Below are 14,845 nucleotides of genomic sequence, written 5' to 3'. Positions count from 1 at the left end.
CTAAGCCCACTACTGTAAAAAGGTAATTCATGTTTTTTATAAATAATGTTATAAAAAATAGCCTGAGCTCATTACTCCTGTACTTGCTATTCCTGGGTTTTTTTATCGTCTCCTGTTCAAATGAGATTACCCATACTGAAAAACCCAATTTTATACTCATCATGGCCGATGACATGGGTTTTTCGGATATCGGGTATTTCGGATCGAAAATCGAAACACCAAATATCGACCAGCTGGCCAGAAACGGACTTGTCATGACGCAGTTTTATAACTCGGGCCGGTGCGTGCCCACCCGGGCTTCGTTGCTTACCGGACTGTATCAGCACCAGGCCGGCGTTGGTCACATGACCGACGATAAAGGTTATGAATCCTACCAGGGGTACTTAAATAATAAGGCTGTAACGCTTGCTGAAGCCCTGCAGCACGGCGGATATACGACCATGATGACCGGCAAGTGGCACTTGGGAGAACCCGAGCAAAGCTGGCCGCAAAACAGGGGCTTTGAACATTTTTACGGCGTGCCCAAGGGAGGGGGCATCTATTTTTACCCGTTTTTGATCGACCGGAACGTGATGCTGAATGACAAAGTTGTACAGGTTGATTCGGCTTCATTTTATTCCACCGATGCATTTAATGATTATGCCGTCCGGTTCTTGGAAGAGCACCGGAACAGCGATTCGCCCTTTTTTCTGTATGTAGCCCACATCGCCCCGCACTTTCCACTGCAGGCTCCCGAAGAAGATATCGCCAAATATCACGGTACGTATTGCAAGGGATTTCATGAATACCGGCGGCAGCGGTTGGAGCGCCAGAAAGAGCTCGGCATTTTGCCGGATGACCTGAAGCTTTCTCCTCCTGACGAAAGGGTAAAAGAGTGGGAGAAGCTCTCGGAATCTGAAAAAGATACGCTTGAGAAGAAAATGACGGTCTACGCCGCTCAGGTTGACCGCATGGACCAGGGAATAGGGCGGATACTGGAAAAGCTCAGGGATATCGGCGAGTATGACAATACGGTGGTTATGTTTTTGTCAGACAACGGGGCTGTATCGGTAGATCTGGACGACTGGAATATAGAAGGGGCGAACGGTCCGATCGGTTCCCGGAACAGCTGGGAAGCCTATGGAGCGTCCTGGGGAAATGTCAGCAATACGCCGTTCAGGATGTACAAGCGGTGGGTTCATGAGGGCGGGATTGCCACACCGCTGATTGTTCACTGGCCGGAAGAGATCAGGGGGCAGAGGATTAACAATCAGGTTGGTCACGTCATAGACATCATGCCGACGCTGCTGGATTTGGCTGACGTCGAATACCCGATGAATTATGAAGATCGAAAACGCCTGGAGCCGGAAGGAATAAACCTGGCTCCCATTTTGAAAGGCGGTGAATTAACAGAAAGCAGGATCCTCTTTTGGGAGCATGAAGGCAATCGTGCCGTACGATCGGGCAAGTGGAAACTGGTTTCTCAATATCCCGAAAATGAGTGGCATCTCTACAATATGGAGAAAGACCGAACGGAATTAAATGATGTGAGTAATGAACATCCTCAACTAGTTGAAAACCTCATAAATAAATATAAAAAATGGGCGGGACGGGTAGGTGTCATATCATGGCAAAAAATACACTAAGCTAGAAATTTAAATTGATTAAGGGATGAATATTCGATCTTATATGAATCTTAAAAGTTTGATTAATATAACGCTATTTATATTGATGGCATCCTTCCTTATGAGTTGTAATTCTGATGAAAAGTTAAAATGGAATCAAGAGGAAGGTTATCGGTGGGCTCAGCTGGATCCGGGTTTCTGGGGAAAGGTTGGTTTTAAAGAACTATCCAACTCGCATACTAATATTGATTTCACAAATTATTTATCTAAACAGAATATGGCAGAAAATCGCAACCTTTTTATTGGGTCAGGTGTGGCTACAGGTGACGTGGACGGTGACGGGTTACCTGACATTTATTTTGCCCAGCTTGAAGGTCCCAATAAGCTCTATAAAAATATGGGGGGGATGGATTTCAAGGATATCACTCAGCGATCTGGGGTTGCTCATGATAACTATTTAACCACCGGTGTTGCCTTAGAAGACATTGACGGGGATGGTGATCTTGATATACTGATAACAGGTTTTGATGGAGGTAATGCCCTTTATATCAATGATGGGAAAGGCAATTTTACTCTAAAAAAAGATAGTGGATTAACCCCCGGAAATGGAAGTACTACTATGGCTTTGGCCGATATTGACGGAGACGGTGATCTGGATCTGTACGTTACAAATTATAAAGTAAAATCCACCCGAGATATATACAGCTTGAATGAGCTGGTATTGGAAAATATTACAAGAAAAAATGCTGATTCATTAATACTGGTGCCGCCCTACGACCAAGACTATGTTTTGATTAAAAATGATGGTAATTATGATGCGCGGGAGCTGGGAGAAGTAGATGAACTTTTTATTAACAACGGTGATGGCACTTTTCAAAAAGTAAAAAATACGGAAGAGCGTTTTCTGACAAAAGATGGAAATCCCAAAGGACTTTCGCGCGACTGGGGACTTACGGCAAAATTCCAAGATTTGAATGGGGATAATTTGCCAGACCTATATGTTTGTAATGACTATTGGACCCCCGATCGGGTCTGGATGAATCAGGGAGATGGAACATTTAGGGCAATCGAAGAAATTGCAATTCGAAAGTTCAGCCTGGCATCTATGGGAGTTGATTTTTCTGACGTAAACAGGGATGGATATACCGATATCTTTACGACAGAAATGTTGAGTCAGTACCATAAAAACAGGCTGAGACAATTTGTAACTCAAAGTCCGTTTGTAAATTCCACAGAAGATCTAAACCATCAGGAACTGGCTGTGCAAAATGCATTTCATGTTAACAGGGGAGATAATACCTTTGCAGAAATAGCCTATTTTAGTGGCCTCGAAGCGTCCGGCTGGTCATGGGGAACCCGTTTTTTAGATGTAGATCTTGACGGGTATGAGGACCTGATAATTACTACGGGTAATGCTGCAGATTTTCAGGACATGGACACCCAGGAACGGCTTGGCAGGCGTATGATTCAATCGGGTGATAAAACCCAGGATTTTTTACTTGAATTTCCATCCCTTCAACTTCCAAACAAAATTTTCAGGAATAATCAGGATTTAACATTTGAAGATAAAAGTACGGAATGGGGATTCCGAGGAGAGGATGTTTCACAGGGATTGGCATCCGCCGATTTTGATTTAGATGGTGATCTGGATTTGGTAATGAACCGGTTCAATCAGCAAGCCGCTTTTTATGAGAATACAAATACGAAATCAAGAATAGCAGTTCGATTGGAAGGCAAAGCTCCAAATACCGAAGGAATAGGAGCCAAAGTGCAATTAAAAGGTGGCTTTGCTACTCAGGAAGATGAAGTGGTAGCCGGAGGTAGTTATTTATCCGACTCTTCTTCTGAGTTAGTATTTGCTGCAAATCCCGATGTCAAGAATTATACAATAATTGTTCTGTGGCCGAGTGGGGAAAAAACCAAAATTGATAATGTGAAAGCGAATACAGTTTACGAAATCCAAGAGCCTCAAGATGGAGAAATATATCAACAGGAATCGCCTGGGGATAATAATTATTTATTCGAAGACATATCTTTTCACCTAAATCATACTCACCACGAAAACAACTTTAACGATTTTAATGTACAACCGCTTCTGCCCAATAAATTAAGTCAATTGGGGCCTGGCATAAGTTGGATCGATTATGACAGAGACGGCGATGATGATCTTTTGGTTTCAAGTGGAAAGGGTGGGGAGCTCCGGATATTCGAAAATTTAGGTAATAGTTCATTCCTGCCTAAGAATCTTGGAGCGTTAACGGAAGAAAGTACCGGAGATCAAACTGCAATACTGGGCTGGGCAGAAGAGGAGAAAACGAAAATAATTGTCGGTCAATCTAATTATGAGAGGGAATATTCTGGTTCGGTTTCCGCCAGCAATTACAGTTTAGATCACGGAAAGATTGTCAGCGAAAAAAATATTCCTCCAATTTTTTCATCCACGGGACCACTTGCTGCCGCCGATTATGACGGAGATGGTGATCTGGACCTGTTTATCGGCGGACGCTTTGTCCCAGGTCATTATCCGATGGATGCTAGTTCTCGTTTATTTACAAATGATGATGGTGAATTCACTCTTGATGAGATCAATTCGAAAACTTTACGTGAAATTGGGTTGGTAACTTCCGCAGTCTTCTTTGATTATGACCGTGATGGAGATCCAGATTTGCTGGTTAGTACTGAGTGGGGAGCCATAAAACTTTTTAGAAATATGGAAGGGGAATTCAGAGAGGTTACCCAGGTAGCCGGACTTCAGGAATTCAATGGTTGGTGGCAAGGGCTCGCTACCGGAGACTTTAATAATGATGGAAGGCCGGATATCGTGGCTACGAATATCGGTCTCAATAGCAGTTATCAACTTTATTCGGGACAACCATTCAAGATTTATTACGATGATTTCGACAAAGATCGCCGTATGGAAATACTAGAAGCCTATTTTGATGAAAATGTTGCGTCCTATGTACCAAGGAGACAACTGTACGATTTGGACCGCTCCCTTTCCGCTATTACAAGGAGCATTCAATCTCATACAAAATTTGCCCAGTCCTCGTTGCAGGATATTCTTGACAGGAACTTGAAGAATATATCTTCTAAAGAGATCAATACACTACAACACATGGTATTTATAAATCAAGGACAAAAGTTTTCACCCCATCCGCTACCGGATATAGCCCAGTGGAGCAATGGATTTTACGCCGGAGTGGCTGACTATGATAATGATGGTAATGAAGATTTGTTTTTGAGCCAGAACTTTTTCGGGGTCCCTCCCAAAAGAGCGAGATTAGATGCCGGCAGAGGCTTATGGCTTCGTGGCAATGGGAAAGGAGCATTCGAACCAGTTTCTGGTAATAAAACAGGAATAAAAGTTTATGGAGAACAACGAGGGGCAGCATTAAGTGACTTTAACAAGGATGGAAAAATAGATCTGGCTGTCTCACAAAACGCGGCTTCAACCAAACTGTACCTTAATCAAACAGATAAAAAGGGTATAAGAATCCAGTTGATTGGGCCGCCGGCCAACAGGGATGGCATTGGTTCAGGAATCAGGCTGTTGTATGAGGATGATTCCAAAGGCCCCTACCGCGAAATACAGGCGGGTTCCGGGTATTGGTCCCAAAACAGTGCTACACAGGTGATGGGCAAATCGGGGACTCCTTCAGCAATTGAAATACACTGGTTCGATGGAACCCTCCAGCAGGTACCGTATGAACAGGGAAAAGATGAATACCGGGTACAATACCCGGATTGATCCTTAACCAAACAGCTAAACTAAGATCTGTAGAATTAATGCACACTATTGATTATGCCGTAGTATTAGTATTCAGCATTGCGATTGTGGTCGCCGGGATGTCGTTTGGGCGGGGTTCGTCAAGCTCTGATATGAAATCCTTTTTTGCAGCCGGCGGGGCGGTGCCGTGGCAGATCAACGGGCTGTCGCTGTTTATGAGCTTTTTCTCGGCCGGTACGTTTGTGGTGTGGGGCGCCATCGCCTACGAGTACGGCTGGGTGGCGGTAACTATCCAGTGGGCGATGTGTTTGGCCGGGCTGTTGATCGGACTTTTTATCGCCCCGATGTGGCGGAAAACGAGAGTACTCACCGCCGCTGAGTTTATTAAAAAACGCCTGGGGAAAGACGCCCAGCAGATTTATACCTACCTGTTTCTGGCCCTGGCGCTCGGCTACACGGGCCCGTTCCTGTACCCGGTTGCCAAGATCGTAAACGTTTCGACGGGATTCGGCATCGAGCAGGTCATTATTTTCCTTGGACTGATGATCATCCTGTATACGGCCGTCGGGGGGCTGTGGGCCGTGGTCGTAACCGATGTGCTGCAGTTTGTGATACTGACGGCAGCGGTGGTGATCGTGGTGCCGCTGGCGCTCAATAATGCCGGCGGATTCAGCGGGTTTATTTCCGAGGCTCCGGAAGGTTTTTTCAAGCTCTTCAGTGGAGAATACACCATCGGTTTTATTATTGCCTTTATGTTCTACAACATGGTGTTTATCGGCGGAAACTGGGCCTATGTACAACGGTATACCACAGTAAAGGACACCCGCTCAGCGAAAAAAGTGGGGTATCTGTTTAGCGCGCTCTACATTATCAGTCCGGTTATTTGGATGCTGCCGCCCATGATCTACCGCACCGTGGAGCCCGACCTGGCCGGGTTGCAGAATGAGGGGGCCTACCTGCTGATGGTTAAGCAGGTGCTGCCTGTGGGCATGCTGGGTCTGATGCTCGGGGGGATGGTCTTTGCAACGGCCAGTTCGGTAAATACCACCCTGAATATGGCTGCGGCGGTGGTGACCAACGATATCTTCAAGCAACTTCGACCGGATGCTTCAGACAAGAAATTGATGTTTGTGGCCCGTCTCTCGACGGTTCTATTCGGGGTGGGGACAATCGTGGTGGCCCTGCTGATACCCGATGCCGGGGGCATTGTAGAGGTGGTGCTGAGCGTGGCGGCCCTGACCGGGGCCCCGTTGTATGCCCCGCCGATCTGGGCGCTCTTTTCCCGGCGGCAGACCGGAACCTCGATAACAGTGGTGACAATTGCCAGCCTGTTTGTAAACCTGTTCTTTAAATTCGGGGCACCGGCACTCTGGGGTTTCAGCCTGGAGAGGGCTCCGGAGATGATTTTGGGAGTGGGCGGCCCACTGGTCATGCTTGGGGTATATGAACTCTGGGCTATCTATAAAGACCGGGTCAGTGAACAATACAGGGCTTATAGAAAAGCAGAGGAAGACAAGTCGATCAAGGAAAAATTAGCCGAGTCGGTTGGAGACACCTCCGCAGAACAGAATCAATACGGGCTCAAAGTAATCGCCTGGTCGCTGGCCTTCACCGGCCTATTAATTATTGGAATAAGTTTCCTGGCCGGGAAGGCCAACCTGCTGGTCGGTCTCGTCGGCGTGGCTATTATGGGCGTTGCGTGGCTCGTCTGGAGAGTAGCCCGGCAGCTGCCCGAAATTCTCGAAAAAGAGAAACCGGATCTGTTATGAACCAAATCGTGATGAATGAAACCGATTTGGGAAACATCAAATAATGGTCATTAACTCGATAATTTAAATGATCGAAATATTTTGAATTTCTATGATTAAAAAAGACTTCGAAGAAAAACGGTCGGTACATACCGAAACCATCGAATCGGATCTGGTTGTAGTTGGGGGTGGGATGTCAGGGGTGTGCTGTGCGCTTACGGCCGCGCGGGCCGGCATCACGGTTACCCTGGTGCAGGATCGTCCGGTTCTGGGCGGGAATGCCTCCAGCGAGGTTCGGCTCTGGATTCTCGGGGCTACCTCCCACATGGGCAACAACAACCGCTGGGCTCGCGAGGGAGGCGTCATTGACGAAATTTTGGTCGAAAATACCTACAGAAATCCCGAAGGCAATCCCCTGATCTTCGATACGATTCTTTTGGAAAAAGTTGCCGAAGAGGAAAACATCCGGTTGTTGCTTAATACCACCGTCTATGAAATAGAAAAGAACGATAAAACCACCATCAGCGGGGTAACCGGGTTTTGCAGCCAGAATTCAACAAAGTACCAACTGAGGGCACCGTTATTCTGTGATGCATCGGGAGACGGCATTGTGGCCTTCCAGGCGGGGGCGGCCTTCCGCATGGGTGCTGAGGACCCTGAAGAGTTCGGGGAGGGATTCGCACCGGATGTGGAGGATTACGGTGAGCTGCTGGGGCACTCCCTCTATTTTTACACCAAAGATGTGGGAGAACCGGTCAAGTATGTGCCCCCGGGTTTTGCCAATAAGGAGGCCGGGAAGCTCCCCAAAGTACGGAACTTCGACCTGCAGGAGCACGGGTGCCAGCTTTGGTGGGTGGAGTACGGCGGGCGGCTGGATACGATCCACCAGTCCGAGCAGATCAAGTGGGAACTCTGGAAAGTGGTGTACGGCATCTGGGACTACGTCAAAAACAGCGGGGAATACCCGGAGGCGGAGACCATGACCCTGGAGTGGGTCGGCACGATTCCCGGAAAGCGGGAAAGCCGGCGATTTGAGGGGGATTATATGCTGACACAGCAGGATATTGTGGAGCAGCGCGAGCACGATGACGCGGTGGCGTTCGGCGGATGGGCCATGGATCTGCACCCGGCCGACGGCGTTTACAGCGAGGAGAGCAGCTGCACCCAGTGGCATTCGAAGGGCTTCTACCAGATCCCCTACCGGTGCTACTACAGTAAAAATATTAACAACCTGTTTCTGGCCGGGCGTATCATCAGTGCCTCGCATGTAGCGTTTGGCTCCTCGCGGGTGATGGCCACCTGCTCGCATGGAGCGCAGGCAGTGGGCATGGCTGCCGTGATAGCCACAAAAAAAGGATTAACGCCCCGCCAGATTGCGGACTCTCCCCATATCAATTTGCTGCAAAAAGAGCTGAACAAGAGAGGACAGAGCATCCCGCTCGTTTCGCTGGAGGATGAAGATAATCTGGTTAATGGGGCTGCTGTTACGGCAACTTCAGAATTTGAGTTGAGCGGGCTGCCTCCGGACGGTTCCTGGAAAGAGCTGGCTCATTCGGCTGCCCAAATGCTTCCGTTGTCTTCAAATAAAACCTACCGCCTGAAATTTTGGGTAAAAGCCGCTCGTCCTGCTACCCTGGAGATTCAGTTGCGGACAAGCTCCAAACAACATAATCACACGCCCGATGTCACTATTGATACGAGGAAGATCCAGCTGGAACAGGGTGAACAGGAGGTGAAATTGGATTTTAGCGACACATTGGATCGAGATCAGTACGGGTTTATTTGTTTTTTGGAAAATGAAGACGTGTCGGTAAAAACGACAACAAAAAGAGTCTCCGGTCTGCTGTCGGTGTTCAGAAAAGTAAACAAGGCCGTCTCGAATTACGGGCGCCAGGATCCGCCGGATGGCATCGGTATCGAGTCTTTTGAATTTTGGACCCCGGAAAGGCGTCCCAAAGGACAAAATTTCGCTTTTGAAATAGAACCTGCTATTCAGGCATTTAAAGCCGGCAATGTAAATAATGGATTTTCCAGACCGACCAACAAACCAAATGGATGGATTCCAAATTGGTATGGGGATGATCAACCTACATTGACTATCAACTGGGATAATGAGAAAACCATAAAGAAGCTGGTATTGATGTTTGATACCGATTTTGATCACCCGATGGAATCTACCCTGCGAGGGCATCCGGAAAGAGTTATGCCTTTTTGTATTGGGCAGTACAAGATTTTTGATGCCGATGATAACCTGCTTTGCGAAAGAGAGAACAACCACCAGACCAGTAACAGAATTGAATTTGAGCAGCCGGTAAAGACAGCTAAGATAGCGATTAAAATAAAGCAGAGAGATCCTGATGTGTACGCTGCCCTTTTCCAGGTCCTTTGTTACAACGAGGGAGCAGAACTCGGTACTTAAACTGAATTATAACTTTTAAAAAGGAATCCTATGAGCAGTATCTGGCTGGCCACGGCGGCCCTGGCGATCTTCGCCCTCGGCTACCGCTTTTACTCGAAATTCATAGCCGAAAAGATCTACCGGCTCGACCCCGACTTCCAGACCCCGGCCCACACCCGGGAAGACGGGCGGGATTTTGTGCCCACCAACAAGTGGATCGTACTGGGCCACCATTTTACCTCCGTGGCCGGGGCGGCGCCCATCGTCGGGCCGGCCATCGCCATCTACTGGGGCTGGCTGCCGGCCCTCCTGTGGGTGGCCCTGGGGACGGTCTTTGCCGCCGGGGTCCACGACTTCGGGACCCTGGTGCTGTCGATCCGCCACAAGGGCCGCTCGATCGGCACCCTGGCCGACTCCCTGATCGGCCGACGCGGGCGGATCCTGTTTCTGTTTATCATCCTGATCCTGGTGCTGATGATCAACGCGGTCTTCGCCTGGGTGATCGCCAACCTGTTTATCTCGTTCCCGGCCAGCGTGCTGTCGGTCTTCATCCAGATTCCGCTGGCAGTCTGGATCGGCTTCTACACCTATAAAAAGTCCGGGAGCATGCTCTGGCCCACCGTGGTGGTGCTGGCGGTGATGTACGGGACGGCCGTGCTGGCCAGCTACGTGCCGGTCCTCCAAATTGACCTGATTCGCTATTTTGGGGGCGCCGAGGCGGCCACCTGGTTCGGACTCAGCGGCACCTCCATGGCCTTCCTGGTCTGGATCATCGTGCTGATGGCCTACGTGTACATCGCCTCGGTGCTGCCGGTCTGGACGCTGCTGCAGCCCCGCGACTTCATCAACGCCCAGCAGCTGCTGCTTGGTCTGGGCGTACTGTATATGGGACTGCTTTTTATGGCCCCCGAAGTCACCGCCCCGATGCACAACCCGGCGGCCACGGACGTCTCCTGGTTCCCGCTGCTGTTTATCACCATCGCCTGCGGGGCGGTCTCGGGCTTCCACGGGCTGGTGGCCTCCGGGACCACCTCCAAGCAAGTGGACCAGGAAACCGATGCCCGGTTTGTCGGCTACCTGGGGGCGGTCGGGGAAGGGGCCCTGGCCATTATCACCATCCTGGCGGTGGCCACCTTCTTTTCCTCCAGCCAGGCCTTCGCCGAGACCTACTCCTCGTTTGCGGCGGCCGGGGCCGGAGGGCTGGGGGCCTTCATCCAGGGGGCCGGGCAGCTGGCCACCGGCGTGGGCATCCCGGCCGAGGCGGCCCGCACCATCATTGCGGTCATCGTGGTCAGTTTTGCCGCCACCACCCTGGACAGCTCGGTGCGGCTGATGCGCTACATCATCGGGGAGCTGGGGGAGATCTACAAGGTTCCCCCGCTGACCAACATCCACGTGGCCACCTCGGTGGCGGTGATCTCGAGTGCAGCCCTGGTCTTATTGCCGGAAGGCCCGCGAGGCCTCGGCTCGGGCGGGTACCTGCTGTGGCCGCTGTTCGGGACCTCCAACCAGCTGCTGGCGGGCATCAGTTTTCTGCTGATTTCTATCTGGCTAAAAAAGCAGGGCCGGCCGATTATCTATACCCTCGTGCCGATGGTGTTCCTGCTGGCGATGACCCTGTGGGCGATGGTCCGGCAGGTGGTCTTCGAGTGGTCGGGGTGGGGCGCCGCCGATCCGAACCTGCTGCTGTTTACCTTCGGGGCGATCATCCTCGGATTTACCATATGGATACTGCTGGAGGCGGCAAGCATTATCTCCGGTTTCAGAAAAACAGCTGTCGTGAAACAATAATTAAACAGACAACCAAGAAATTAAATTGATAAATGAAAATGAAATTAAGGCTGAAATTAAAATTCTTAATTGTCTGTCTTTCCATTCCAATTCTGCTGTCATGTGGTAATAGTGTAAAGGCAGATCATCTGAAAAAGATTACTTCGAAAAAAGCTATTCAAACCGAAATATGTGTTTACGGGGGTACACCGGGTGGTGTAACAGCCGCAATACAAGCCGCAAAAATGGGCAAGTCTGTGTTACTGATTGAGCCAAGTCGTCATCTTGGAGGAATCATGGTTAACGGTCTGGGAGGCACGGATATTAATAATCACAGCGAATTCGATAATGATGCTGCAGTAGGCGGTTTAGCTTTGGAATTTTACAAGAAGATATTTGATCACTACGGCATCGAAAATTGGCAGGAAAGGCGTGAAGATGCTTCTATATGGAATTTTGAGTCGTCTGTGGCAGATAGCATTATTAAGGCGTGGGTATCAGAACATGATATTAAAGTGCTTTACGAGAGCCGGCTAAAACTTGGTCAAGAGTCCGTACGAAAAGAAGACGGTTTTATAAAAGAGATTAAACTGGAAAGTGGTCAGGTTGTCCGGGCTGATATGTTCATTGATGCTACCATTGAGGGTGACTTAGTCCATTTTGCCGGGATTGATACCTACATCGGAAGGGAGTCAAATGCCAAATACGGTGAAACAAAGAATGGCATTCGGGGCACCAATACCTATCGCCAGTTTGAGGTTCGTGTTGATCCTTACAACATACCGGGAGACTCTACAAGTGGTGTAATACCCACGATTCAGGATGAACCGTTGGGCACTCCCGGAGCGGGAGATCACCGTATCCAGGCCTACTGTTATCGAGTCTGTCTCACCCAGAAAGAAGACAACAAGGTACCCTTTAACCGGCCTGAGGGCTACGACCGTGATGAATATGAGATTTATCTCCGTTATCTGGAAGCGGGCGGTGATCTATATCGACCATCTGCCGGTCTTCCGAATGGTAAAACGGATCTGGGGGTCTGGCACGACCTTTCACACAACCTGTATGGAATGAACCACGAGTATCCTGGAGGGGACTACCAGACCCGTGAAAAGATCCGGAAGCAGCACAGGGTTTTTACACAAGGGTTATTTTATTTTCTGGCTAATGATAAAGAAGTCCCTGAAGAGGTAAGAAACGATTGGGGATCCTGGGGACTCTGCAAGGATGAATTTACTGATAATAACAACTGGCCCCGCAAATTTTATGTCCGTGATGGTCGCCGTATGGTTTCGGATTACGTGATTACAGAGCATCATACAAAAAGAATCAATCCAACGCCGGTTCCGGATCCTGTGGGCGTGGCTTACTGGCCTCCGGATGTACACCATGTGCGTCGTATAATCCGGGATGGGGCGGCTTATAATGAGGGGTTCGTATTTGGAGGAGATGACTGGGGGCCTTTCGGCATATCCTATCGGGCACTTATTCCACCAGAGAACCAAGCGAAAAACTTATTAACTCCCACGGTGCTTTCAGCCAGTCATATTGGGTATGGTGCCATTCGCCTGGAATGGACATATATGGTTTTGGGACAATCTGCCGGAACAGCGGCAGTGTTGGCGTTAGAGAATGGGATATCGGTGCAAGAAGTCGAATACGATCAACTTCATAAGCAACTGTTAAAAGATGGACAAGTACTTGAAGTACCTCCCCGAAAACTGAAATGAAACGCTGGTTTGAAAGAACCGACAAGTGAAATAGAAGCCATGCTCAGAAAAAGCTCGTGTCAAACTCTTATTAAAATATTATCCCTTTCTGTTTTCATTACCATTGTACTTTCTAATGGTTCGATAGCACAACAGAACAGGGGATGGAGTTCGGAATTTGATGGAGTCGGTATCTATTCATCTCCGAGGGCTGCTGATTTAAATAATGATGGCGTTAAGGATATTGTCCTGGGTTCAGGTAAGCTCGAATTCCAACCGACGGATACAGCGGTAATTGCCATAGACGGTACGAATGGAAGAGTTTTGTGGAACGTAGGTGCCAGAGATCAAATATTCGGTACGGCAAATCTTATGGATATCACCGGAGATGATATCCCGGACGTTTTTATTGGCGGGCGATCAGCTGAGTTTATGGCAATAAATGGAAAGTCGGGGGAAATAATTTGGGAGTATTTTCCTGAGGGAGATTCTGTAAAACCAAGAACAGAGGGACTGTTCAATTTTTATAATCCGCAATTTATTCCCGATCAAAACCAGGATGGTTTGAAGGATATTCTTGTATCAAATGGCGGAGACGTATCTGCAAAACCGTTCGACCCGGATCGACCTCCCGGCAAGTTGATGATAATAAGTTCAAGTGAAGGGGATCTAATCGCACAAGCCGAAATGCCTGACGGTAAAGAAACATATATGTCGGTCGTTGTTTCCAAAATGCATCATAATGATTCTGACTATACAATTTTGTTTGGAACCGGGGGAGAAACCCTAGGTGGAAATTTTTATAGAACCAAATTACAAGATGTACTGAATGGAGATCTATCGGAGGCGGTATTGCTGGCAAGTAGCGATAAGAAGGGATTCATCGCTCCGCCGGTATTGGCTGATATAAATCTCGATGGATATTATGATATCATTACGAATGCCGTTGAAGGGAAAGTGTACGCATTTAATGGTAAAACGAATGAATTAATATGGGACAAGGAGATTAAAAGGGCCGAGGCTTACGGAACGCTGGCAGTAGGTCAGTTCAATGATGACGAAATACCCGACTTTGTTACGACATATTCCGAGGGCATGTGGCCTTATTTTGACAAATCCGAACAAATTATGATAGATGGTAAAAATGGAGATGTTGCCTTTCGAGACTCCCTCGGTGCTGGCCAGATATCTAGTCCCGTAGTATATGATTTTACAGATGATGGTTATGATGATGCATTGATCAGTGTAAATTTTACAACTGATAAAAACGGTGCAAAAAATTTTAACAATATGCTGGTCATATATGATTTTAAAAATGAAGAGGCTTTCCAGGCAGCAGGGTATAACCCCGGATTCAACCTGGCTTCTACTCCTTGGATTGGTGATTTAGATAACAATGGGAGACTGGACATCATCTATTGCAGCCTGACTGAAACAAAGAATAGATTTGCCATGAACGGGTTTAGGGTAATTCGATTAAATACGAATATTGAGCTAACTACTGATGTGAAATGGGGAGGTTACATGGGTAACAAGATGAGTGGTAAAGTTGAATAGAATTTAATTAGCGTGAATTCGGGTTAAGCCAATATTAAAAAAAGGTGGTTATCGGGAATTTTCTACAAGTCCAAGCAAGGTTTTTAGGAAAAAAGCGGTAGGCCGCAATTGCCTCAAGGCTATTACAGAGAAAATCGATTAAGGAGCGATGGCGCGTGTGTTCTATTTGACACTGGCTTTAGTTGGTCATTAATCGTTGAGACCAGGGCGTGTTTGCACAGTAGAATTTTATGATTCAGAACGCGTTTAGGGGTTAACCTTAAGCAGCCAATGCATGTTTAATGCGATTAATGGGTTCATCGTTTTGCCAATTGATGTACTGCAATAGCGTC

General features: G+C 48.1%; 7 protein-coding genes. All 7 read left to right on the top strand.

Annotated features, from left to right (window positions below):
* Positions 1–29: 29 nt before the first annotated feature.
* The 7 genes from ACG2F4_RS09270 (at position 30) to ACG2F4_RS09240 (ending at position 14,513) form a co-directional block, all read left to right on the top strand.
* Positions 30–1,625: an arylsulfatase gene (locus ACG2F4_RS09270; protein ID WP_395260074.1), complete on the top strand. Its 1,596-nt coding sequence runs from the start codon at positions 30–32 to the stop codon at positions 1,623–1,625.
* Between the two features lie 25 nt (positions 1,626–1,650).
* The gene (locus tag ACG2F4_RS09265) at positions 1,651–5,352 is read left to right on the top strand and encodes an FG-GAP-like repeat-containing protein (RefSeq protein ID WP_395260072.1); all 3,702 of its coding nucleotides are present in this window, start codon (positions 1,651–1,653) and stop codon (positions 5,350–5,352) included.
* A gap of 38 nt (positions 5,353–5,390) precedes the next feature.
* The gene (locus tag ACG2F4_RS09260) at positions 5,391–7,100 is read left to right on the top strand and encodes a sodium:solute symporter family protein (protein WP_395260070.1); all 1,710 of its coding nucleotides are present in this window, start codon (positions 5,391–5,393) and stop codon (positions 7,098–7,100) included.
* 91 nt (positions 7,101–7,191) lie between these two features.
* On the top strand, positions 7,192–9,498 hold the full coding sequence (locus ACG2F4_RS09255) for an FAD-dependent oxidoreductase (protein WP_395260068.1): 2,307 nt from the start codon (positions 7,192–7,194) through the stop codon (positions 9,496–9,498).
* Between the two features lie 30 nt (positions 9,499–9,528).
* The gene (locus ACG2F4_RS09250) at positions 9,529–11,268 is read left to right on the top strand and encodes a carbon starvation protein A (protein WP_395260067.1); all 1,740 of its coding nucleotides are present in this window, start codon (positions 9,529–9,531) and stop codon (positions 11,266–11,268) included.
* 32 nt (positions 11,269–11,300) lie between these two features.
* Positions 11,301–12,977 (top strand): FAD-dependent oxidoreductase, encoded by a 1,677-nt coding sequence (locus ACG2F4_RS09245; protein WP_395260065.1) that lies wholly within the window; start codon positions 11,301–11,303, stop codon positions 12,975–12,977.
* Between the two features lie 9 nt (positions 12,978–12,986).
* The gene (locus ACG2F4_RS09240; RefSeq protein ID WP_395260064.1) at positions 12,987–14,513 is read left to right on the top strand and encodes a PQQ-binding-like beta-propeller repeat protein; all 1,527 of its coding nucleotides are present in this window, start codon (positions 12,987–12,989) and stop codon (positions 14,511–14,513) included.
* Positions 14,514–14,845: the final 332 nt, after the last annotated feature.

The sequence above is a fragment of the Halalkalibaculum sp. DA3122 genome, from assembly GCF_043951865.1.
Taxonomy (GTDB): domain Bacteria; phylum Bacteroidota; class Rhodothermia; order Balneolales; family Balneolaceae; genus JAMQKA01.
Note: the sequence above shows the minus strand (reverse complement) of the source record. Positions and strands in the feature narration are given on the sequence as shown.